Source organism: Robinsoniella sp. KNHs210, from assembly GCF_000686105.1.
GTDB classification, from domain to species: Bacteria; Bacillota; Clostridia; order Lachnospirales; family Lachnospiraceae; genus Robinsoniella; species Robinsoniella peoriensis.
Genome location: NZ_JMLZ01000001.1, coordinates 443,597 through 467,494 on the forward strand (window position 1 = coordinate 443,597; position 23,898 = coordinate 467,494).

General features: G+C 43.1%; 13 protein-coding genes. 2 read left to right on the forward strand and 11 right to left on the reverse strand.

Translation table 11 applies throughout. The annotated features are described in order from the left end of the window. Nucleotides 1-94: 94 nt before the first annotated feature. The 5 genes from CD03_RS0101780 to CD03_RS0101800 form a co-directional block, all read right to left on the reverse strand. Nucleotides 95-5,833 (reverse strand): LamG-like jellyroll fold domain-containing protein, encoded by a 5,739-nt coding sequence (locus CD03_RS0101780; RefSeq protein WP_027292162.1) that lies wholly within the window; start codon nucleotides 5,831-5,833, stop codon nucleotides 95-97. A gap of 59 nt (nucleotides 5,834-5,892) precedes the next feature. Next, nucleotides 5,893-10,518 carry a discoidin domain-containing protein gene (locus tag CD03_RS0101785; RefSeq protein WP_197041612.1) on the reverse strand — a complete coding sequence of 1,542 codons (4,626 nt, stop codon included), beginning with the start codon at nucleotides 10,516-10,518 and terminating at the stop codon, nucleotides 5,893-5,895. A 62-nt stretch (nucleotides 10,519-10,580) separates the two neighbouring features. After that, the gene (locus CD03_RS0101790) at nucleotides 10,581-11,405 is read right to left on the reverse strand and encodes a carbohydrate ABC transporter permease (RefSeq protein ID WP_027292164.1); all 825 of its coding nucleotides are present in this window, start codon (nucleotides 11,403-11,405) and stop codon (nucleotides 10,581-10,583) included. Nucleotide 11,406: 1 nt separating this feature from the next. Further along, on the reverse strand, nucleotides 11,407-12,276 hold the full coding sequence (locus CD03_RS0101795) for a carbohydrate ABC transporter permease (RefSeq protein WP_027292165.1): 870 nt from the start codon (nucleotides 12,274-12,276) through the stop codon (nucleotides 11,407-11,409). A gap of 85 nt (nucleotides 12,277-12,361) precedes the next feature. Further along, the gene (locus CD03_RS0101800) at nucleotides 12,362-13,744 is read right to left on the reverse strand and encodes an ABC transporter substrate-binding protein (RefSeq protein ID WP_027292166.1); all 1,383 of its coding nucleotides are present in this window, start codon (nucleotides 13,742-13,744) and stop codon (nucleotides 12,362-12,364) included. A 194-nt stretch (nucleotides 13,745-13,938) separates the two neighbouring features. On the opposite strand from CD03_RS0101800, the gene CD03_RS0101805 reads away from it, so the two are divergent. Both CD03_RS0101805 and CD03_RS0101810 read left to right on the forward strand, forming a co-directional pair. Next, complete coding sequence (locus CD03_RS0101805; protein ID WP_027292167.1) at nucleotides 13,939-15,762, forward strand: cache domain-containing sensor histidine kinase; 1,824 nt, start codon at nucleotides 13,939-13,941, stop codon at nucleotides 15,760-15,762. Then, nucleotides 15,749-17,281 carry a helix-turn-helix domain-containing protein gene (locus tag CD03_RS0101810; RefSeq protein ID WP_027292168.1) on the forward strand — a complete coding sequence of 511 codons (1,533 nt, stop codon included), beginning with the start codon at nucleotides 15,749-15,751 and terminating at the stop codon, nucleotides 17,279-17,281. Before CD03_RS0101805 ends, CD03_RS0101810 begins: the two co-directional genes overlap by 14 nt. A 24-nt stretch (nucleotides 17,282-17,305) precedes the next feature. Here CD03_RS0101810 and CD03_RS0101815 read toward each other — a convergent pair whose 3' ends face one another. The 6 genes from CD03_RS0101815 to CD03_RS0101845 form a co-directional block, all read right to left on the reverse strand. Next, nucleotides 17,306-18,484, reverse strand: coding sequence for a MalY/PatB family protein (locus CD03_RS0101815; RefSeq protein ID WP_027292169.1), 1,179 nt, complete (start codon nucleotides 18,482-18,484; stop codon nucleotides 17,306-17,308). A 103-nt stretch (nucleotides 18,485-18,587) separates the two neighbouring features. Continuing rightward, a complete protein-coding gene (locus tag CD03_RS0101820; protein WP_027292170.1) occupies nucleotides 18,588-19,202 on the reverse strand; it encodes a LysE family translocator in 615 nt (204 codons plus the stop codon). A gap of 57 nt (nucleotides 19,203-19,259) precedes the next feature. After that, on the reverse strand, nucleotides 19,260-19,805 hold the full coding sequence (locus CD03_RS0101825) for a cyclophilin-like fold protein (protein ID WP_027292171.1): 546 nt from the start codon (nucleotides 19,803-19,805) through the stop codon (nucleotides 19,260-19,262). A gap of 61 nt (nucleotides 19,806-19,866) precedes the next feature. After that, on the reverse strand, nucleotides 19,867-20,733 hold the full coding sequence (locus tag CD03_RS0101830; RefSeq protein WP_027292172.1) for a DUF3737 family protein: 867 nt from the start codon (nucleotides 20,731-20,733) through the stop codon (nucleotides 19,867-19,869). 60 nt (nucleotides 20,734-20,793) lie between these two features. Further along, entirely contained in the window at nucleotides 20,794-21,426 is a 633-nt protein-coding gene (locus tag CD03_RS0101835; protein ID WP_027292173.1) for a cyclophilin-like fold protein, read from the reverse strand. Between the two features lie 115 nt (nucleotides 21,427-21,541). Beyond that, nucleotides 21,542-23,890, reverse strand: a complete 2,349-nt coding sequence (locus CD03_RS0101845) for an ABC transporter permease (RefSeq protein ID WP_027292174.1) — start codon at nucleotides 23,888-23,890, stop codon at nucleotides 21,542-21,544. Nucleotides 23,891-23,898 lie beyond the last annotated feature (8 nt).

A 23,898-nucleotide genomic window follows, 5' to 3' on the forward strand; every position in this document is an offset into this window, starting at 1 on the left:
ACATCTCCTGCTGCATCTCCTGATCAGACTGCTCTCTCATGCATATGGAAGAACTTTTGTCAGTTTTAATATGGAATATGGATGGAACGGTGAATTAAAATTTTACAACCTTTTTAATTCCTTTGTCTTTCAATAACTTTTTATACGTTCTTAACTTAGAAGACGGTACCTTTATTACCGCATTGCTTCTACTCTGATCGAATGCCTTTTTACCTACCTCATGCAGTCTGGCAGAATAAATCTTAACATTTTTCAGTTTCTTTTCCGTTCCATAGAATGCATAGTTTCCTATTTTCGCTACGTCTCTTCCTATCTTTACACTGCTCAGCATTTTACAGTTCTGGAATGCACGCGGGCCAATCGAAGCAACATTGCTGCCTATACTTACACTAGAAAGTTTTTTAAAGTTCCTGAAAGAACTGCTTCTGATATAAACAACTTTAAATGTATAATCTTTATATTTGACAGTTGACGGAATGCTTACTTTTTTAACTGACTTTGATACCGCTCCTATAACACTCACTGTTCTTTCTTTTTCCGTAGATTTCTGCACTTTGTATTTCAGTCCCTTATAGCTAAAAGCAGTGCCGGATTTCGGAAGGGATACCGGATTCGCGGCAGGTGCCGCTTTTTCCAGCTGCGCTATTCCTGTCTTGAGGCTTTGTGCCGCTGCCTGTATCGCTGCTGCGGAGACATTGTTATCCCCATATATTCTTTGTGCATTGGCTAATGTATCCTGATACTTTTTCCAGGAAACTGCTGTATAAGCATCTGCTTTTAACAGTTTTGAGCAGGAAATGATACTTTCCAGAATTGCCTTTTCCATAAGTATCTCATTCTGATCAAAAGATTGTTCCGGGTCAACAGTCCCTCTCTTCTCAAGAGCCATGATCGCTTCCTTCAATTCACTCTGTACCCTTTCCAGCTCCTGTGCGGCTGGCATGATACGCTCCAATAATTTCTCTGCATTTTTCAGGACTTCTGCCATCCTGGCATAGCTTTTTTCCGTATAATCTGCCTGGGATAAAGTTTTTGCAAATGTAACGGTTCCTTCCAGTTCACTCTTCGCTTCCACATCTACATGCTCCATGCATATGCTTCTGACGCGTTCCCCGGTCAGACTGACATTGTAAAAATTCAGTTCATCCATCATTCCCTTAAACTGCCTTACAGGCTCACCTCCGGCAGCATTGCGGTAACCGCCCAGCCACATGGTATACTCATTTCCTGACTGATCGATACCTGCACTTTCTTCCGATGCTTCCTGTTTCCCATTTACATACAGTACAAAAGTGTCTCCTTCCCTGACAAGGGTTATATGATTCCATTCTCCTTCCTTAATAAGACCCGGATCCGTTTTAAGTTCTGCCTTTACTTCCTGTTCATTTCCTCCCTTACCATTATTGATTTCAAAGAATACGCTTCCTTCCCTGATACCAAGATTCCACATCCATGCCGGGAATGTATCTCGCTGTTGTCCCAGCAATGTCTGTTCTTTCTGTATATCCTCCGGGTTCATCCAGAAAGAAATCCCGAACTCTGTAAAATGATCTACTACTCTACCAAGATTTACATAATTCTGCGCTCCGTCAAAGGAAAGTGCCGATCCCTGAATGCCATTTACCCGGATTGAATTTCCATAGATGGTTCCATTTTTACCATTAATGCGATCCAGAATTTCATCTCCGTCTGTCTCATTAAAATCAAATGCTCTCAGATTTCCGAATACAATTGACCGGGCACTGCCTTCAGCAATCACATTTCCGGATAGATCTTTTATGCCGCAGGCTTCCACTTCAATTTCTGTAAATGCCTTCATTTCTTTTTTCAGAGTCAGCGTTACTTGCTTGCCGTCTGCATCCAGTGCGGCGGATAAAACTTCATTTCCAGAAACACGGTAGCTGCCCGTATTTTCCGCCGTTTCTCTGTCTAATTTCTCGTTAAAACGAAGTTGGATTACATTTTTGTCCACTGCTTTTGCTTCTGTTAATTCAGGCGCCTCTTTGTCCTCTTCTGTACTGATGGCCACTTTTGCGCCAGTTCCGGACACCGTATTATGCACGGGTATGATTTCATATTCGTAGCTGTTATTCGCTTCCATTGTCTTATCGGTAAATGCATTGGTAAATGCCTTTCCAAGATAATTGCCATTGCGGTAAACAGCATATTCTTTTACATTTCTGCCATCTGCGGTAACAGGATCCCAGCTCAGAGTGATCTGGCTGCTCTCCATAGATGCTTCTGCATTTTGGGGAACCGGTATTGCCGCGGAAGTTCCCGGCGCATCCTCGGGATCATATACTGTAAACCATGCATAGGTTCCCGGTTCCATAGTTAATTCAATTTCAATGTTTCCATTGCTGTCAATGGTATATTCCTGCGGATTCATATCACCAAAACATAATACTGCTTTTTTATCCGTAGGAACTCCCTCCGGTGTATTAATTTCCGGTATCGGCGGATCATACCAATCCCCCAGACCGGGGTATACCCTCATGTCATCACGGTAATGGGACCCTTCCACAGGTGCCGGTGCCGCTTTTAAATCCGTAAGGCCGGTATAATAAAGCGGTACTTTCACTTTCTGCGTAACTTTTTCTCCGGTCTGGTTGAAAAATGCGCCCAGCCCTTTTTGCTTTGTATCCACAGATGCATGAATAAATCCATCAATATCTAATGTTTTATCACTTGTACGGCTGTTTGATCCTTCCGGGATATCATATACCGGTGGTTTTATATGAATCACATCACCATTCAAAATATCATTGTATTTATTATAGAATTCACCCCAAGTCTTCATAACATTTTCCGAGGGTGCCCCTTGATACAGCCCATTTGCACCGCGGTAAGAGCCGCCTACGCCAAACATCATATTCAGTGCAATAATGTAATCATAATCGTTGATTCTTTCATCATATGGCCAGAAAACGGAATCGTCTCCTCCGGTATAGGCTGAAAATGGAACCAGCGTCCATCCCATGGACGGCATTTTACCAAAAGTGCCATAATAAGCGATCTCTCGTCCATAGATCAGCTGGTGGGCTCTTGGAATTGCAAAAGCCGCCTCTTCATATCCCATTACACCCATACTTGCACCATTCATATAATGCCAGTCCGGGGAATTGATATATACATTCATTTCTCTTAAATCTTTGTAGAAATCCCTGACTGCTGTCTCCCACTGTTTCGCAATGGAATCCTGTTCCCCATCATGTCCGATGTGTTCCGGTTTCTTATTGTTACAAACCCAGCTTGGGTAGGTACCATCGATTTCAATACAATCCATGCCTGTTTCTTTATAAAATTTCAATGCGTTTTGGAGACTTGTCTCTGCTGCAGCAGAGGTCATACAGCGCATATTCCCCCAGCATCCGTTATAGCTTTCGTGGGCGCCCTGATCCCCTCGGGATACTACCATGGTATAGGAGCCGATCAAAATATCTTTTTCATGAGCATAATCGCAGATGCGTTTATACTTCTCAATATTTCCTGCCGAAACATCCTCTACATTGACTCCGGAACCAAAGGAAAGAAGTACCATGTTGAATCCCGACGCTTTTGCCTGATCAATACCTTCTTTAATTTTTTTATCGTCCGAACTGATCAAATGATAAATTGTAGGATTATCCGTTGTCTGTGGAAAAAGCACCCGGTACATTTTCTTTACCGCAAGCTGCTGCCATTCATAATAGCTGCTGCTTTGAAATAGTTCATATGTACGAAAACCTGTGAAAGTCTCACCCGGCTGCAAGGTATATGCGGGACCAAATTCTTCTATTTTCTGACCCAGATCCGGTTCATACGAATACTGGCTGATAAGCTGTCCAAATGTCCCATTGTCTTTCCACTGCACAGACTGGTGTCTTCCATTATTCCTGTCGTGATTTGGATTTCCGCCATTATAGCTGGTTTCCATATACAGTGCATCCTTTTTTGGTATCTGTATGGGCAGTATTTCAGACCTCAGATGCTGAACAACTATTTTCTCTCCGCCCTCGTTCACAACTTTTACATACTTGGATATTACGGGTATTTCATCGTAAATTTCATACCGCACCTGAAGTTTCACACCTCTGTATTTTTCTTCAACCGAATCTTTTGCCCCATAGTTAACTATCAAAGCCTTTCCCTTTGCGGGCCAGGGTGTATCCTTCATAGTCGGATCCGCCATACGCGGGTCATATTCCCAGTGGAAAATCTCTTCCGTATTCTCTTCGGTTGTATAGTTCAGGTATTCAAAATCCGAATCTTCTCCGCCTATCCGGTATCGTACTTCTCCATCGTCCCCATCTGTATAGTGGTCATTAAGCACAATTTCCATATCTGCCCCAAGGCTGCCCTTCTCCAGTAAATCCAGTCCTGTGTACAGATTATTATAACCGGTTGTCATGAAATTTTTGGATACATCAAATGTCCTCTCCACAATCCCATTGCTCAAAGTAACCGTATCATCCTTTTGTACAATCGTAGAAGGAATCTTAACTTCACCGTTGAGCCAATCACCCAGAGTGCTTTCGGCGCTGTTTCCTTCCAGTTCTATGCCAACGCTAAAGGTAAAGATCTTTAATTCTCTGTTGGTTATTCCCTGAAGATTCTCCAATGCCCCGGCAGGAATGGTAAGAGAATACACATGTCCCGAAGCCAGAGGCTCCGCCGCTGTTATTTCCAGGGTCTCTGCACCTTCAACTTTTTCATCACAATCCAGCACTTCACAAGCAGCCGGAACCTCTGTACCAGTTGTTTCATCTTTGAAAATAATGGCTTCCGTACTCAGTTGAACCGCCATATTATAAGTAACAGCTATCTTTCCCTGTTTACTAATGGTACTGCCATCGGATGGTGATACCCCTTTGATCTCCGGCGGCAGATTCTGAAGGATTCCTTCGGTTGATTTTTGAATCTGCTGTTCTGTCAATGCAACATTGAAAATCCTTACATCATCCATTCTGCCTTTAAAAGCATGACCGTTAAAAATAGCAGATCCGTCCGCATTCCATCCTGAACCGATCAGCAGGTCATTGGGATTTAATGCCTGGTCTATCTGCATCGCTACCGCTTCCGATGCTATCAGCTCTCCATTCAGATACATTTTATAAGTATTTTTATCACAGGTAACAGCCAGATGGCTCCAGTTATCAAATGCCAGACGATAGTCTTCACCCGCTGCTATCCAGGTTCCTCCTGCAGTTCCTTTATTCTCAAATTCAATATTTCCGTTGTTTCTAACGCAAAAATAAAAGGCATTCTGTGGAACCGTGGTGCGGTCCCGCCCAAAAATTTTATTCAGGCTGTTTCCGCCGCTGGGATCAATATTTACCCATGCTTCAAATGTATACTCATCGTGGATATCAGGATTACCGATATTGATATAGGTATTATTTCCGTTAAACTCCAGAGACTTTCCATAAATACCAAAATCATCCACTCTATAGTTACCATTTACTGCGTATTCTTTCTGATCAGTTTCGTTGATCACGACCTTTTTCCCTGCATTCTCCTCGGTTCCGTCCACGACCTCATCCATTGTGAACTGGAATAAGGATTCGGGCAGTTCTATCTCTTCATCCGGGTTCCCATCCGCTGCCAGATCTTTCATCTTGGCATCATTTACAGCCGTATCAATGTAGTTTGAAATTCCGTCGAATTCAAGTGCTTCTCCATGGCTGCCAACAGGGTCCGTCAGGGATTCGTTATTCCCGGCTTCAGGTTCTGCTGTTTCTTTCTGTACCGTGTTTTCCGTGATTAACTCAGCTGCGCTTACCGGTACGGCCCCCATTACCATACTTGCTGATACAGCCAGTGCAAGACTCTTTTTCATCCATTTTTGTATCATTTTTTTCCCTCCTGCATTATAATTTTACTAATATGCTTTTCTCCTTTATCTGACTAACATTATTTCTTTATTTCCACACTACCTGGCAAGCCTTTCCCCCTGAATAATTTCTTATAAGAAGAAACCTTATTTTTAGGCACGCGTATAACTGTCTTCCTATTAATTTTCTTAAATGCGCTGGTACCTACGGAATTTAATTTTTTAGTCTTGATCTGGATATCTATTAAATTTTTATCTCCATAGAAAGCATATTTGCCTATTTTCGTAACCCGCTCGCCAATTGTAACTTTTTTAAGATTTGTATTATTCTGGAATGCATAATTTCCTATAGAATTTACATATTTGCCAATAGTTACCTTGGACAGCTTTTTGTAGTTTTTAAATGCTTTTGCAGAGATTTCCGTTACACGGAATGTATAGCCATTCACCTTGACAGAGGAAGGGATACTCACTTTTGTCATGGTATTCTTCGTACCTGACACTACCGCAACTGTACCGTCTTTTGCTGCAGATTTTGTCACCTTGTATCTCAGGCTTCCAATCTTATGTACAGAGCCTGCCTTTGGAAGTTTCACAGCCGGCGTTGCGGGAGGCGTAACTGGCTTTAGCTGTAAACCATTTGCTGCCAGTCTTAGTTTTTGAGACATTGCCATCATCTCTGCCTTATCTGCGGATGGTTTTGCTGCAAGTGCTGAACCTTGTGCAATCGTATCATTGAAAGCTTTCCAGCTTGCATCCGTATAATTGCCCTGGCCTTTGCCCAGAACCGTATTCAGTACAGACAGGATGGACTGAAATTCTATTTTGGCTTCCACAAAGGAAGTATCTGCTTTCACCGTTAAGTTCCGGAATGCATTCTTCGCCCGGTTTACTGCTCCAATGACTTCCGATGAGACTGCATCCTGCTTATCCGACATCTGAACAGCATTGTTCACTGCATTGATATATGCTTTCCAGCTGCTGTCCGTATAGATGCCCTGGCCTTTTTCCATCATGGCTTTTCCCACTAATATCTCTTTTTCAAGAGCTATCTTCGCCGTTTCCAGATCAACAGACTCCTGAGTAATCAATCCCCGGACTGCCTTTTCGATTGCTGCAGCCATTGCATCTACATCTGCCTGCCGGTCAATCGTCAGATCCCTGACAACAGCGTTAACCGCGTCTGTTACTGGAGCTGCACTTTCCCGGGTATAAATGGTGAGATCCTGCGGAACCTGACTCAGTGCCGCATCCACATTCGTGTAATCAGCCGGTTCTTCTCCTGCATACTCAATGGTATAAACTGCGTTTTCGGTACTTTCAAATTCAATTGTCTTTTCCCCCGTATTTACTGTAGAACCTTTTTTATAATCAATTTCCTGTCCTGACTGGTCGGTTACTCTTACAACAGAATTTTCCCAGGGATTCACCAATTTGACCGGTTCCCCTTTTTCACTGGTGATTTCAATGTAATCCACCTGTCCGCCTGTCATGCTGGAAGACAGTAAGAATGCTCCTCTTTCCCGCAGTCTGGTAAAGCTTGCATCCGCTCCAGTCCAATTCGGGAATACCTTAATAATATCATTGTCACTCTGTAATAACATGGTGTTAATAAATTCAATTGCTCCCGCTTTTTCGATTCCGTGGTAGCCATCCTGTATCACGAAGTTCTCACACATGGAACTGTCAAGAAGCTGCTTGAATTTCGATATAATGTATTGAGGATCCACACCGCATCTTACCGCATGCAGATATACTTTCGGTGTTTCGTTGATTTGAGACCATATATTTTTGTTTGCAAGCTCTTTTAATTCAATACTGTTTCTTGCCGCTTCCCGTAGTTCCGGATCGGTATCATATCCCAGCTGCTGTCCCGGAGCTATAAACTCAAGCCCGACATTTGCCTCATGAGCCCTGAATTTGGCTCCTACCTCACTTAACGGAACATACGGTTTGTCATAAGTAAAATTCGCATCACTCTGAGGCACAAAATCCTGGATCGGGTAATCCGCAAAGTTTTCATACATGTCCTTCCAGACCGCCAGTTTCTCTGCCGGAGGGAATATATTTCCATCCTCTGTTCCATCGATCAGGCATTCTAAGATATTCTTTACCGTACCGATTGCAGTTCCGGAATTCATGTCAAAGGTGTTCTCATGTGCTCCTGTCCAGATATTATAACGGTATTTACCATCTCCAAGATCTTCTTTTTCACACCATTTTTCATAAAAATTAGCATTTGCCAGCAGATACGGATAAATTTCCTTTAAATAATCACCATCTTTCGTATAATTGTAATATTGTGTCAGACCCATTGCTGCAAATCCCGCATTGTATACCTGCATCAGATATCCGCCTGCTTCGCCGCCCCATGCATAAGATCCCCATGGTCCCAGTGCAACCGGGTACAGAATACCGTCATCAATTCCATCCACCAGTTCAGGTCTTCCGTCAAATTTACCAATATTAAAGGCCGTTCCATTTTCGCCCGGCTGATTTCCTCCATAGATATAATTATAGTATACATTAGCGATGTCTGTCTTTGCTCTCTGGCTGCCGTTTTCCATGAAATCTAAAAGCGGGTCCTTCAGCGATTTGGAAAATTCCCCGCGGTTGCTGGAATGCATACCATAAAACGGTGCAATAAAGTTATAATTCATATGGAAATCCCCGTTCCACATAGCACCGTCCGTTGTGGTCCAGATACCATAGAGACCGGGCGGAAGACTGTCTTCCCTGCTGGTACACGCCATATAGTATAAAGAACCATAATAATATCTGTGCAGTTGTTCATCTCCGATGTTAATATAAGATTTCAGCCAGTAATCTTTCCACCACTGATCATTGCTTTCTTTTAAGGATACCAGATCCTGGGCATTCTGATACTGTGCCAGAATATCGGATGCCTCATTTTGCGGCTCCATACCCTGTAAATTACCTGTGAAATCATAATTTTGGCCGCCGCCTCCCACAGATGTTACAACCTGCACGGTCTGTCCCGGTTCAATGGTAAACTTAAGTACTGCTTCGGAATCTTTATTTTTCTCAGCTGCTGCTTTAGTGCCCAGAACTTTTGATTTTAATACAACTTCAGAAGTCCAGGATTTTTCATTCTGATTTTCAACCAGATTAACCGTTTTCTTCGACGCCCAAACCATGTCGCCGTCAACCCCGGAATCAAGTGGGAAATCCTCAAGATCTGCTCTGGTCCAGACTGCACTTTCCAGATTAAGCGGTTCCTCTCCGGTGGATGTTATTTCTGTTACCATTACATTATCCGTAGCAGAGATCCAGGATGAACAGGTAATAGGTATCCCTGATATTTCCATATTTGTATCCAGTCTGCCATCTGTGATATCCAGTGTTTCTTTAAAATCATACACAATATCGCCAGTGATCAGATTTTTGTTGGCCTCATCATAAAACCGCATTTCTGCAATCCGGGCGGTACTGTCTCTTCCAGGATTAGCCTTTGAAATAAAGACTTTTACGTACTGCGCCTCTATTGCCTCATCCAGAATAAACTCCGTTGCATTTTCCAAATTTTCCGTTACGGTCTGAACTGTTTCATAATTTTCACCATCCTTACTCACCTGGACTTCAAAATCAGAGGTATTCATTTCCGTCTGGGCATTATTATAGGATCCCTGATGGTAAAGAACATATTTTTTTAGCCTGTTCACTTCCCCAAAATCGACCTGGAACCAATGGCTTTTTTTATCATCCGCATGTTCGTTGCCATTACATGCCCAGGTATCCTTGTCCTGTTCCATTTTATCATCTATGATTCCTTCCAGATCATAGATATACGCAGGGTCTGCATCACTGATATATCCACAACCGGTTACCTTTGCTGCTGCATTGGTACTTTCCAGCAATTCCATTTCCAGAATTCTGGCTGTGTTATCTCTGTCTGCGTTGGGTTTTGCAATATCTACTTTGATATATTGTATTTCTTTTGCCTGGTCAAACTGAAAGCTCGTTTTTTGCTGATCATTATCCGTAACGGTTTGTACAGTTTCATAATTAATTCCGTCTGAACTAACGGATACTTCAAAGTCTGATGTATACATTAATGGATTCATATGGTGATAAATTTCATATCCACGGATGGATTTTACCTGATTTAAATTAATCTCAAACCAATGTGCGTCCGGCTCATGATCGGTTCCCTTACATGCCCAGCTGTCTTTATCCTTATCCATCTTACCGTCAATAATGCCATCCAGATCATAAACATATTCCGGATTCGCATCATCGATAAACCCGCATCCTGTTACGGTAGGTTTTATCTCCGGTTCCTCTTCCTCCTGCATCTCCCGTATAGTCAGGCCCCCGACGGACAGGGGGGATACCCTGCCTGCATCTGCAGAGCCTATGTTATCCGTGTTCATATTTCCACAGTTCCAAAAATCTTGTTTTGATATTAAATAGGACTTTTCTTTTGAATTACCGGAAGAGTTAACACCGACATCTCCATTTCCCATCAATGCAGTCTCTATCATTCTCTGCGCCACAGCACCTTTATAGGTGGCATCATTCCACACAGGAGTATAATTCTTCAATGTCTCACGCAGCGTTTCCCATTGAGCGTCGTTGCCAACGGAACTTCCTTCATTTGCAGCTGCACTGACCGGCATCATATTCATAAACACCGATGTAATCAGCAAAGCAGATAATCCTCTTGCCATAAACCTTCTTTTCATTCTCTTATTTCCTCCTTTTGTAAAATACTGCAAATTCATTCATCTGTCCCCATAGCCAATAATCATCCTTTGACAGCTCCTGCCGTAGTTCCGCTGACAATATATTTCTGTCCAAATATATAGAGAATCATAATCGGTGCAACAGATAACAGAATATCTGCAAAAATCATATTCCATTCATTAAAATGCTGTCCGAAGAAATTATATATTGAATTAATCATTCCCAGCTTTTTTGTATCGTTTAAAAGATACAGCGGGGTAATAAAATCATTCCATGCCCCTAAAAAGTTAAGCACCAGCCCGGTGATGGTAACCGGATTCAAAAGGGGCAGAATCACCTTAAAAAACAGACTGAGAGGTCCAGCTCCATCAATAACTGCCGCCTCATCCAGCTCTCTTGGTATCCCTCCAATAAAACTGTCAAAGAGAAAGATCAGAAACGGAATGCCTAATGCTGCATTCACCAGGATAATTCCCATATATGTATTCTGAATATGCAGTGCCTTCAATACAAATATAGTGGCGACATAGTTTACTGGTGCAATCAGTCCCAGAAAAAAATAATTGTATAGGCCCTTATTCATTTTATTTCTGTCTCTGCTAATAGAAAAAGCAGCCATTGCCGAAACAATCAGGCAGATCACTACGGATACTCCTGATATAAGCATACTGTTTCCAAATGCTCTCACCAGGCTTCCTGCTTCAATTACGTCTATATAATTCCTCCATTGGATTACCTGGGGGAATGCAAAGTTCAATTCTCCGGCTTCACTTGAGGTTTTCAGGGAATTTATTACAATGAAATATAACGGCAGAAGGACGGTAAGGCTGCCTATGGCGGCAGTTATAAGTCTTAATATTTTTCCAGTCAACTGTTTTTTCTTCATTTTATTCCTCCTCCCCAACTAAAGCTTTTTTCATAACCATTGAAATAATGAAGGTTACCAGAAATACAATGACAGAAAGTGCATTAGCCATACCATAACGCCCACTGCCAAATTCCTTGAACACCTGTGTATTGATTACTTCTGAATAGGTTCCCGGACCGCCGCCTGTCAATGAATAAATAATGTCAAATACTTTCAGCCCGTGAATTGTATTCAGTACCATAACCATCGTCAGCGAGGATCTTAAGAACGGCAGCGTTACATAGAAAAACTGTTTCCATTTACCCGCTCCGTCAATTCCGGCAGCCTCATAATACTCTTTCGGAATCATTTGGAGACCTGCAAGCAAGATCATCATATTCCATCCTGCCATTCTCCAAATCTCAACAACCATGGTACTTCCCAGAGCTGTATGCGGATTGGCAAGCCATCCTTTTACCAAGCTCTCAAGCCCCAGAAGACGAAGAATGTTATTCAGCGGCCCATCCATTCCCAGAATTGAAGTAAATGCAATACCGATAATCAAAGGCGCCAGTGTATACGGGAGAAAATACAGGCCTCTGAATAAATTTTTGCTTCTCAGTCCTGTATTCAGGAGAAGCGCCAGACCAAGCCCAAGCAGAGTTTTACCTATAACCGTTACTACGGTAAACGAAAGCGTATGCTCCACACTCTTCAGATATGGGCCGCCGTGGGACAGGAAAATATCTTTATAATTCTGTAGCCCTATAAAAGAAATTTTAGACCAGGACGTATTCCAGTCTGTTAACGAAATGCCGATTCCGGCCACCACAGGTATCATAAACATAACTGTATACAATACAATTGCCGGAACTGAAAATAATGGACTGTATATCTTTTTTTTGTTCATAATATTTTACCTTTTCTCTATTTCATCTTAATATTTAAGAGGTAATGATTTTGCTTATCCATTACCTCTTTTCCATAAACTTTCTCTATTTTTCAAATAATGGTTCTCTCATGGCATCAATGCCTTCCAGCACTTCCATAGCTGTTCCGCCAAGATACATATTTTGAACCTGAATACCAATCTCTGTGCTGTTCCAGTTGGTTACACCGGTTTCAAAGTTCTGTCCCACTCCTGTTCCATTTGAAACAACGGTCTTATAACCATTGGATACATTCCCTTCAATATTCGTAAATGAACACTGTCCCAGATCCTGTCTGGCTGCATAATAAGTTTCCAGATTATCCTTTCTTGTCAGGAAATTAAAATAATCTTTCGCTGCATCGATCACCTTAGAATCTTTGTTGATACTGCGCCCTACACCACCTGAAGACTGGGCAAATACCGTATTGTCATTTAACGGAACCTGGAACATTTCCCATTTGTCTGCATTAGTAGACGGATCTTTTGCCATAATCTCATTCTGGAAAGTAGTATATACCAGTATCATGGCATATTCTCCCGTAATCATTTTATCCACACTGCTCTCCCAGGTGTTGGACATGAATTCTTCTCCAAAATAACCAGCTTCTTCAATTTGCTTCATCTGTTCCAGACCTTTTAAAAGTCCTTCCTGTTCTGCAAACTTTGCAGTGTCCTGATTGAGGGATTCCCGAAGTCCCGGCTTGCTTTCTTCCGCCTGAGCCGAAAGAGTATCCAGCCATGTTGCCTGGTGCCACTGAGCCGCTCCCGGTTCATAGATCGGTGTAATACCTAAATTTTTAATTGCCTCACAGGCTTCCATAAAACTGTCAAAGGTCTTAGGTACTTCTTTGATACCCGCTTTTTCAAAAATATCCGGGTTATAAAGCATCGCCCATCCGTCAGCACTCCAGGTAAGGCACTGCACTATTTTTCCGTCATAAGTGGTTCCTTCTTTTGCCCAGTCGCGATAGCGTGATACCCATTCTTCTCCGGACAGATCCAATGCATGTTCTGACGGCTGATATTCCTGTATTCCGGCTCCTGACTGGGTGAGATAAATATCCGGTCCTTCACCCACAGCAAATTTAGAATTCAGTACATTGGTATACTGGTCATCAGGGCTTGCCTGCCACTGGATTGTATTGCCGGACTCTTCCTCATATTTTGCAGCAAGTTCCTTATCAATATCTTTGATCCAGTTGGATGATGCAGCTACCGTAATCGTAACCCCTTCTTTCGCTTCATCGCTCTTTGCTGTTTCCGCAGATCCCGTTTCCGTATCACTCGCCGTGGTATCTCCCGTTGTTTCCTGAACCGCTTCCGTTCCTTTCGATTCAGTAACTGCCGTTTTGCTTTCCCCGCTTCCGCCGCATCCTGCAAGTGCTGCTGCTGATATCGTTGCTGCCAGTGTAACCCCCAAAACCTTTCTCAATTTCATGCTATTCATTTTGCTTCCTCCTTTTTGTTTAACATGTTTATACTATAGCACCCGGAATTGTATTTGTATTTACACATTTTCTACTTCACATTGTGGACTTTTCCTACTTCTTCCTTTCCTGCCTGTTTTTAGCAAATAATCACTTGTAATTCCTTAAAATAACGGATATGATTAAGAAAATAAGAACTTTTTGGGGGGAAGATATGAAAAAGTCTATTCAATCCAATCTTTTTTTGAGCTATTCAAAACTAATTGTTATCCTTATTCTTATTTTAGTGACTTTCTTCTATGCTTACATATCTAATTCACTAAAGGAGAATGCTTCTAACGCGCTGGTGGACAAATGCGACAACCTGACTACCCAGATTGATACCCAGTTAGAAAGGCTCAATAACTATTCCAAACGTATTGCTGTATCCAAACCAATCAAATCACTGTTAAAGCAAGACATGTATAGTTTTACACGTGAAAGTGCCCAGAAAAAGTTAGACTTTTCAGATATGGTATTTAGTGCTTTGGACTATAGAATCGATAATATATCCATTAATATTTTTGATTTTGACGGACACTATATCAATATGTCAAAATCCAGTACGTTTAAAACGATCCCCCCCGAAAAAGTAAAAAACCTGACCTGGATCTCCGATGTTATGGATGCAAAAGGCAATAAAATCCTGCTTGAGCCTCACCCGGATGACTGGGGTTTTGAGAATGAACCGGTTATTTCACTTTGCCGCTCCTTCAGTGAAAAAAATACCCTTCCCCATAATACGATACTGGAATTACAGCAGCCCTTCTCTGTGATTCAAAAGATCATTGATAAGACGCTGTCCAATAAAACAGAATCTTATAACCTTTACATATTGGACGAGAACGGCCATATTGTTTATGCATATGAAAAAACCGGTCATAATAACCATAACGGGAGTATCAGCGAATATTGGAAATCGATTACAGTCCGTGAATCTGCCAACGGTCTTCTCCAGGGAAATACTGCCGAAGCAGGCAATACTTACTGTGCTTACCGGACTTCAGCCCAGTTTGGCTGGACGTTCCTTGTGGAAACCTCCAGGGATGTACTGTTAAAACCCATTAACCAGTTCCGCAATATTATCTTTTTAACACTTGTTGCAATCCTTCTGACTACGCTTCTGATATCCTATCAGATATCCAGAAGTCTGGTAATACCGCTGCGAAAGCTGCAGGAAATCACAACCCGGCTGGATCTGAAGACGATATCTAAAGACACCGTTCCGGATTACAGCAGCCAGTATGATGAACTAAACCAGCTGTACCATTCCTTCCAGTCCATGAACAAGAAGCTGGAGGATTCCCTGGATGAAGTAGTATCCCTGCGTTCCCATGAGATTCAGGCAAAAATGCTTGCCCTTCAGTCCCAGATGAATCCCCATTTTCTCTATAACACACTGTCAACCATCAGTATACTGGCGGAAGAAGACTGTACGAAAGAAATTATCGATGTCTGTGACGATCTTTCCTCCATTCTCCGCTATATTTCTTCCAGCAGTATGCAAAAAGTAATCTTAATCCAGGAAATTGACCAGAGCATTGCCTACATGAACCTGATGAAAATAAAATTTGAGGATCGGCTTATCTTCCACATAGATATTGATGATTCCATGTACCACATAAGAATTCCAAAACTAATCATCCAGCCCCTTCTTGAAAACTGTATCAAGTACGCAATCCATGTAATCCCCCCCTGGGTGATACATATTGAAGGAACAACTAAAGAAAATACCTGGTATATCAAAGTAACCGATAACGGATCCGGTTTTAATCCTGAAAAATTAGAGGCACTTGAAAACACGCTTGCGTCCATTATTCCTGAAAAATCCCTGCCGGAACTGGAAATTGATGGTATGGGGCTGATTAACCTCTATATACGGCTTAAGCTGGCTTACCGTGAAAATGCTGTTTTCAAAATAAAAAATCTGCCTGGCGGCGGAACGGAAGTTACTATTGGTGGAATTATAAGCGAGGATAAAAATTATGGAGATAAATAGACCTGTCCGCATCATTGTTGCGGAAGACGAATCTTTGATTTTAAAAAACATCATTAAAAAAATTGAAAATATTTCCCCAGATTTTCAGGTGGTTGGAAGTGCCTACAACGGATTGGATGCCCTTCACCTTCTGGAATCAACTAAAGCACAGATATTATTTACCGATATAAAAATGCCAATGATGGATGGGCTGGAATTAATCCGGCGCATACGGGAAAAAAATACATCCCTTCAAATTGCCATCATCAGCGGTTATGATGACTTTGAATATGCCAGGAGTGCAATCCGGTACGACGTTGCAGATTATCTGTTAAAGCCGGTGAAAGAAGCGAATCTGGAAAGTATTCTGCGAAAAATGCAGGACACAATAAAGCAAAAGGAGAATTCAATTGAGCGCAGCATCCTCTCTTCCGCCCTTGCGGGGCAAGCCTCGGATGCGCTTATGCCTTCTTCCTTTTCCGGCAGACACTTTATGCTGTTCCTGATCTGTTTTGGTAATTTAAAAAACCATATTCCCGGGCTGACGGTTCAAGCAGACGATGACTCTTTATTTTCGGAGGATACTATGCTGAAAGCGCTCAATACTTGTTTTTCTAAACAGGAAAGCTGGTGGCTGATTGACGAACGTGAAATGAACCAGAAATTCTTAATAGTTGCTGCCAGTCAGAATAATGAAAAAGAAATCTTGCAAAATGCCAAAACTCTGCTGGGGATTCTGGAAAAAATATATGCACCTGTATCAATCGCTGTCTGTGAACACTATATTGCATATCAGGATATTGAAACTTCATCAAGGATGCTGCGAAACCGTATGTACCATGGCTTGATTATCGGTTTCTCCCAAGTCATTACTCCGGAATCCACCGTCGGTCATACCAAGCTTGATATTTCCGATATAAATAAATTATCCGCATCTGCGAAATCTGAGAATTTTGTATCTTTTTCACAATTTATGGAGGCTCTGTTCAGTCAGTGGCAAAATTTAAAATGTCCCCAGTATATGATTGAAAGTCATCTGCTGCAAATTCTCCGTTTAACGGAAAATGACTTCGAAACAACAAATGAAGAAAATAATATGCACGAAAAAAGGTTATATGACTGCATCCAAAATGCAGCCGCCATTAATTCATTATTTTCTGAGGTCTTAAACATATTCCAGGAGATCTTCCGTACACAATCAAGAAAATGCTCGGATGCATCTTCTATCATAAATGAACTTGAGCTATTTATGAAGAAAAATTATGCATCCCCTATTAACATAGAGGACATGGCAAGGAAGTTTAATTTCAACGCCTCTTATCTGACCCGGATTTTCAAAAAGCATACCGGAGAATCCCCCGTGAAATACCTCCTGCGGCTGCGTATAGACGAAGCAAAAAAACTGCTTCTGGAACATTCCGATTTATCCGTGAAGCAAATAAGTACTTTGGTCGGTTATGAGGACCAGCACTATTTCAGCCGGTTTTTTAAGGAATTAACCGGTGTATCTCCTTCCGATTACCGAAATAAGAATCTTTGAATAAAACAATTGCTGCGGTCTATATTAACACTGGCCGCATACCCATGACTCATAAGCTGCCACACTGTCCTTCAGACGTTTCAGGCCATCTGTCACTTGCTGCCTTGGACATGCCAGATTCATACGCAGGAACCCCTTTCCGTTCCGGTAATCATTTCCGTCCGAGAGATATAAACCACTGTGGGAGCGAATAAAGCGGCAAAGTTCCGATGAGTCACCAATGACGGACCGGCAGTCAATCCAAAGCAGATACGTTGCCCTGCCGGAAACCGCTGATACTCCTCTGATTTCTTTTTCCATGTACGCTTCTGCATACCTCCTGTTCTCCCACAGATACTCTCTTAAGGCATCCAGCCAGTTTCCGCCGCAGCCAAATGCCGCAGCCGGTGCCATGGCAGCAAATACATTTGGCTCTGCCACTTCATCGGTATTCAGACCTCTGACCACTTTATTCCTCAGATTATCATCCGGTACAATCACAGCAGCCGTCTGAATCCCTGCCAGATTAAATGCCTTGGTAGGGGATACACATGTTATACTGTTGTTTTGGCAGTTTTCCGATACTGAGGCAAACGGTGTATAATCAGAACCAGGCTCAGTAATATCACAGTGTATCTCATCCGATAAAACAGTCACATGGTATTTGACACATAAATCCCCAATCCTCTTAAGCGTTTCTCTGTCCCAGATTTTGCCCACCGGATTATGTGGATTACAAAGGATCAGTAGGGTCGTCTGGGCATCTGCCAGTTTCTCTTGCAAATCTGTAAAATCAATCTGATATTCATTGCCATCGTATTTCAATGGGTTTTCCAATACATTTCTGCCATTATTACTTATAGAGTTAAAAAATATGTTATATACCGGAGTCATTACTACAACATTTTCCCCTACGGTAGTTATCTTACGGACTATGCTGGAGACAGCGGGCACTACACCAGTGCAAAAAACCAGCCACTCTTTCCTGATTTCAAACTGATGCCGTTTTTTCCACCAGGTCTGGTAAGCCCCATACCATTCATCTGTCACCAATGTATATCCAAATACTCCCTGTCTGGCTCTATCCACCATGCTTTCTGTTATTTCCGGTGCTGTCTGAAAATCCATATCAGCCACCCACATGGGAAGTTCATTTTCATTCACATCCCATTTCATGGCCCCCGTATTCCTGCGCTCTATTTTTTGATCAAACTGAAAATTCATGCCTTTTCCTCCTATTTTCTTTTAATTTCAAGCTCAGTGCCCGCTTAGTATTCAACAGTCTTCCATCTCATTCTAAGCTTCCCTTTTTCAGCGAAACCCAAATTTAAGATATAATTGTTTGATGTAGTACTACTGCACCAAAAAGGATTAAAATGATACCGAATATGCGGTTTATAGCTGCGAGATGATCCTTCTTTGCTTTTTTCTTTAGTAATGTAACCACTCCGGAAAGTGTTCCCCACCAGATATAGGTCCCGATAAATACGCCGCACACCAATCCGATCCCGGATGTAATTCCCGTCTCTCCATCTATACCAAACCAGGAAAACGCAAACAGAAAGGTAAGAATGGCTGCCGGGTTTGTTATTCCCACTGCAAAGGACGAAACGAACATCCGGATACCTCTGACAGGATTCTGTACATTTTGAGGCCTGGCATTTTTTATCGTCAGCATACTGATACCCATGCCCAGAATCAGGCAGCCTCCCCCCAGATGAATGATACTTTGATGCCGAAGTAAAAAATCGGAGATAAAGGTAAATCCACAGGCACCGATACAAGCATACAGGCAGTCCGCAGCAGAGGATCCTAATCCCGTTATCAGGCCTGCTTTCATGCCATAATTCATGGTTCTTTGTGCTGTCATTGCCCCAACTGCTCCGGCCGGCATGCCAAAGATAAGCCCGATTAGAATCCCCTTTATAATAAAAATACCCATTTGTTCCTTCCTCTCCTCTCCCGCCTGTTCGTCTGGCGGAAATCCTCATCTTTTCTTTTACTCACCGTTTACTGCTTCAATCTTTAGTTTTCCTGATAAAGTTTCAATCTGTTCCGTACCAGACACAGCTTCGCCAAGTGCATACAGGCCGCTTGCGCCTCCACACTCACCGTAGTAAAGAACCACATTCCCCCACGGTTCATAGTAAGCCAGTGTTCCTGCAGGTCCCTTGGCCAGGGGAGTGTCCCTTGTATCCAATTCATTGGGGGGATAAAATATTTTTTCATCATTGCTGTAATCTTCTGCCGGGACAGAAAGAGGGAGCTGGTCATACAATGCATGTGCTGCGGAGCTGTTATTCAACTGAAAAACAATATTCTGCCCGTCTTCTCCTTCTACCCGGATTTGTAATTCCTTTATGGGGGGTTCCTTTGTATCAGAAGCTGTTTCTTCTGATGGCGGGGGCGGGGCCTCCGTTACAGGAATGGTTTGTTCTGTCTGGTCTGCATTTATACTTTCCGTATGCAGCCTGGAACTGCTGCTGCAGGCTGAAAGGATAAACAGCAATACGACACAAAGGAAAAGGGGGGTTAATTTTTTCATGTGCAATACCTCCTGTTGTGGCTGTTGTTCTCATATATATCCATTATGTATGTTTCATTGGTTAAACCGCCATTTTGTCTGGACTTTGGTCCATTGTGCAGGTAATGACTGTTTTATGCGGATCCACTTTGTCTTTTTCAATAATCAGTTCCTTGATGTAATCTGCCCGGATACTTCCTCCTGTTGGATTCATAACGCTGTCAATCTTTCCGTCAATTTCTACATCCACGGTAGAATACTCGAATGCAAGGGTGGTATTCAGCAGCCTGCAGTTCTTCATAACAAGATTGTCAATATAACACATTCCCTGCAGGCTTTCGACGGTACAGTTAATCAGTGTCAGATTTTTTGCATTCCAGCCAAGATATTCCCCTGATATAAAGGAATCATATACCGTCACGTTTTCACTGTTCCAGAAAGCATCTTTGGAGAGCAGTCTGGCATTATGGATTTCCATATTTTTTACCCCGTCAAAGGAATAGTTCCCGATCAGTTGAAAATTCTGAAGCTTCATGTTCCGGCTGTTCATGGCAAAGTAGTCTCCTTTTGCCGTAACCTGCTCCATGATGACTTCATCACAGTTCCACAGGGTTTCTGCTGCATTTGGAAAATGTACATTCTGAAGAGTCACGCCATGACACCGGCGGAAATTCTTTGGTGCCTCAATGACTGCATTCTTTACCGTGATATTGTCCGTATACCACACCCCTGCACGGCCCATTTCAAACCAGGTGCAGTCCTCGGCAATGATATTCTTGCTGTACCACAATGGATATTTCCATTTGAACATACTGCCGAAAAGCTCAATATCATGACTTTCCTTCAGCGGTGATTCCCCATCCGTAAATATGGTGTCGTATATTTTTAAATTTTCTCCTTTAAAAAGTGCACGTTCTCCTGTTAAAAACTCACGTCTGATTTCTTTCATTTCTACCTCTCCTTTAATATGTTGTCTTTATGTTATTTTTATGTTATTTTTATGTTATCTTTATGGCTGTGCAATCTGCACGATCTTGTTTCCCCAGCCTTCTAACACAGGGTTTTCCTCTACAGCAGTCACAAAGTCATCCGTTGTATCAAAGGTTCCTATTTTGGTATATTCTCCCGTGATTTCTGCGTCATGATAAAACAATACGATACGGTTTGGGTCCGAATAATAGACTTCCCCGGCTTTTTCCGATGTTACTGTTTTCCCATTGGATGGGATATTATATCTGCCGGATACATCGTAATACTGCATCACGTCATAGTCCGCATCATCATCTCTTTCATAAATGGGAAGTCTCCAGTCAGAAGTTCCCACATAGCGGGCAATCGCTGCCGCGGTCTCGTTATCTTCCAGCTGCATCATGAACGGGGAGCCGTTATCTCCGAACCGTACTTCCAGTTCAGTTACTCCGCTTGTATTCTGGCTGTCAGCTGAATTGCCGCTTTTGGCCTCTGTTTCTGTTACTGTATCCGTCTCTGTTCCTGCATTGGTGCCGGCCACAGTATCTGATGTACTTTGTCCGGTGCTTACGCTCCCCTGTCGTTCCTCCTTGCCGCAGCCAGCCAGAAGTGCCGCAGATAGCATAATTAAAGTTGCTGCTCCCATTGCTTTTTTTACGAGTCTATTCTTCATAATCCATACTTATTGAGATGTTTTTCCTCAATAAGATCTCCTTTCTGCGCATTTGCGCTCAGCTTATTTCTCTTTACCATGTCCTGACTCCTATCTAATGATATGTGTTACACGACTATTCAGCCGTCAACACTGTCATATCTGACTTCTTTATACGGCCGGCTGCCAGATAAGAAAATCCCAAAAACAACAGGATAACGATGAAACCTGGCAGAACCATAGTGAGAATATCCGGATGAGATGCAAAGTTGCTGATTCCCGCAAGCCGCATGACTGCGGAAACCAACGGGTCTGTAAAAATGGATGCCAGTACAGTCCCCACTGCCGCGCCCGTCACTGCTGCGATGCCAAACCGCAGCGAAAATGACAGGCGCAGCATTCTGGTGGAACATCCAATGGCTTTATAAATCCCCATGTCCTTCTGCTCCGCTGTAAGAATCTTGCTTCCGGTCATGATTGTCACAATCAATACAAATAATGCGATCATCCCGTACATAAATGCCAGAAGCCCATGCATAGCCGAAATGATTCCGAACAACCCCGGCCAGGAATTCTCATGCACAAGTACGTCACCTCCAAAAGCTGCCTGAAGCTCCTCTGTTATCGCTGTCCTCTGTGACTCGTCTGAGAGGAAATAATGGTGGCACCATAATTGGGGGGCATCCTGCCCGATAGTGAGATATCCTTCCCGGCTCATCCCGATATTGGCCCCCATGTCATTTGCACAGTGGTAGATTCCGGAAACCGTAAAGGTACCGCTCCCCATGTCCCCACGGATCGCCACCGTATCTCCAATGGATACCCCCAGGTCGGAGGCGGCGGTTTCTGTCAGTACCACCTCATCTTCTCTCAGGCTGGTCTCACCCTGGCTGATATGGAACCGTTCCGGCTCTGTGATTACGTTTGCCGTAAAATTGGTCCCATTTACGGATATACTTGGCATGGCAAGTTGGTAGCTATCGGTGATGTCGGTGTAAGAGCGGACCATGTCCTCCATCACCTCCGGTTCAAGCTCTCCCAGCGCCTGCACGCCGATATCCAGATCCGCCGGATTAAATGCATCCATCATTCCTTTGCCCTCTGGTCCAAGCCATGCATTTGTCCTTCCTGTCAGTGCGGCAAAGAAAACCAGCAAAACCGCAATCAGGCAGGCGCTTATGTACTGCTTTTTTCCAGTCTGAAGCTGGCGCATTGCAAGCCTTAGAGGAAGCCCTTCTTTTTTCATCTGGACTGTTTTTAGCGGTTTCCATTTTCGTTCTGCTGTTTCACCCCGGATCGCCCTCATGGGTGTGACAAACATGATTTTCCTTAAGTTAAAAACTGCGAATCCCACCAACAGGAGAAAAATCACTGCAAAAACTATAAGAGAAGGCAGAATCGGTATATTCTGGGGCAGAAGGACTCCTGTGGCCGTCAGCGTAATCTTTCCTGCCATGCTGACTGCAGGAAATGCCGCCAGTATTCCTGGCAGGATCCCGATGCACATGGCTGTGGCATACTGCACAAGCTGCAGCCGGACCAGCCGGTTTGCGGTAAGCCCGATGGTTTTTAATATCCCCAGATTTTTATATTCCTGTTCGATCACACCGGAAATGCTGTGCCCCAGAACCACCATGGCTGCCGTTAGAAGAACCAGGGCAAATGCCGCCAGCAGCCCACAGAAGGCATTCTGCAGGATACCCATAAAGCTCCGGATTGCCTCTGCACTGTGTATAAACTCTGTGTATTGGGAAATGGGGGTGTTTTCATTGAGTCTCTGGTTGATTTCGTTTACACTGAACTGTTTATTATTCGTAAAGATATGGATCATCGCACCGTTCCTGGCCAGACTGTCCATCCCAGTCTCTTCAATCATCTTCTGAATCTCCGCGTAATCCGATTCTGATACCAGGAAGCCTTTCATTCCAATCATGGAGCTGCCCATGAACGGATCCTCATAATATCCGGAAACCGTAAAGCTTTTGGTGATTCCGCTTCTAGCCACAGGAAATGTGATGGTGTCACCAATTTTAAGGTCCATGACGGAGACCATGGAAGGAGATACATAGATTGTTCCCGGAACGATTTCCTTTGGAGCGTCCCTGTAATCGTTCAGCCCGTCACGGAAGAAATGATAAGTTTCTGTTCCCGAATTCCAGGGGATTAGCTGTCCTTCGCTGTCTGACTTCACGCCATTTGCTTCGTAACCGGAAAAGATAAGGTCCTGTACTTCTGTCCTTTCAATCCCCTCCTGTGTCCCTATGCTGTTGGTCAGTGCCGCAAGATCCGGCACACCCGATACCCAGGCGGTAAGGTTTCCAAACCCAGCCCGCTGCATCTCCTGCTGTATATGCCTGCCGCCGCCAAGGTACACCGTGAGTACTGTGGTCAGGGACAGGGAAACGAAAAACAAAAGGACTGCGATTCCGAAAAGGCTTGCTTTATGCCTTCGGATTCCGGCTCTGCATATGATTGTATTTTCCATGTTGTATC